The 1284-nt window shown below is 48.9% G+C and carries 1 protein-coding gene; it reads left to right on the plus strand.

What is annotated here, in order from left to right:
* The first annotated feature begins 77 nt into the window (after window positions 1-77).
* Window positions 78-1094, plus strand: a complete 1017-nt coding sequence (locus ACKLKD_RS27845; protein ID WP_032413223.1) for an IS110 family transposase — start codon at window positions 78-80, stop codon at window positions 1092-1094.
* Window positions 1095-1284 lie beyond the last annotated feature (190 nt).

Below are 1284 nucleotides of genomic sequence, written 5' to 3' on the forward strand. Positions count from 1 at the left end.
TTCTTCCAGTTAATGGGATGGACTACCTCCTCCCGCTGCGGTTAACTGTACGAAATGTGCTCACCAGGAGAATCACCATGAATATCGTATTTCTGGGTATTGATCTGGCTAAAAATGTTTTTCAGCTCTGTGGGTTAAACCTAGCCGGCAAACCGGTTTATACGAAACGAACTGGCCGAAAAGAATTGCTCCAGACGCTGGCAAATATTCCTACATGTCTGATTGGGGTCGAAGCGTCCACCGGGGCATTTTACTGGCAGCGTGAGTTTGAGAAACTGGGGCACAAAGTAAAGGTCATCAGTCCTCAGTATGTAAAACCCTTTGTCCGCGGGCAAAAAAATGATGGTAATGATGCACAGGCCATCGCAGTGGCTCTGATGCAACCGACAATGCAGTTCGTGCCACCAAAAAGCCCCGAACAGCAGGATATCCAGGCTTTACACCGGGCAAGGCAGCGTATTGTCAATCACCGCACTGCTACAGTCTGTCAAATAAGAGGGCTGTTACTTGACCGGGGGATCCCCATTGGCAGTGCTGTCTCCAGAGTTCGCCGGGCTATTCCTCTTATCCTTGAAGATGCAGAAAACGGTCTAAGTTCCCGTATGCGCAGAACAATTGCCGAGCTCTATGAGCTCTTTAACGATCTCGGGCGTCGGATCCATTTTTTTGATAAGGAAATTGAAACAGTATTCAGGCAATCAGAAGCCTGTCAGCGTATCGCCAGAGTTAAAGGCATTGGCCCTAAAACGGCCACGGCCGTTGTTGCTGCTATTGGCAAAGGAACTGAATTTAAGAATGGCCGCCACTTTGCTGCATGGCTGGGTCTGGTTCCACGCCAGCATTCGAGTGGCGACAGACAAGTGCTGATGAATATGACGAAAAAAGGCGACAAGCATCTGCGGACACTTTTTATTCATGGTGCCCGCGCTGTCGTCAGGGTTGCCACGAATAACGATGATGGCCATATGAATCAGTGGGTTAACCAGTTAAAGGGACGGCGCGGATTTAATAAAACGACCGTGGCGGTCGCTAACAAAAACGCGCGAATAATCAGGTCGATGCTGAGAAATGAGACCGAGTATCAGGTAGTGTGAAATTAATCCCCTGCCAGAAAAAGTTGCAGCGTACTGAGAAATGGTGACAGGTTGCACCTGCACAATCGGAACCTGATTTTTATACTGGCCTCAGAGGCCGTCCAGTTGTTGAGGCGATTGTGTGCGAATTACCCATTTGGGCACAGATTTTCCTGATGCCGGATAGATGTAAGCAACAACCCAAAACCAG

It is taken from the genome of Klebsiella sp. 10982 (assembly GCF_048589245.1).
In the GTDB taxonomy this organism is placed as follows: Bacteria; Pseudomonadota; Gammaproteobacteria; order Enterobacterales; family Enterobacteriaceae; genus Klebsiella; species Klebsiella quasivariicola.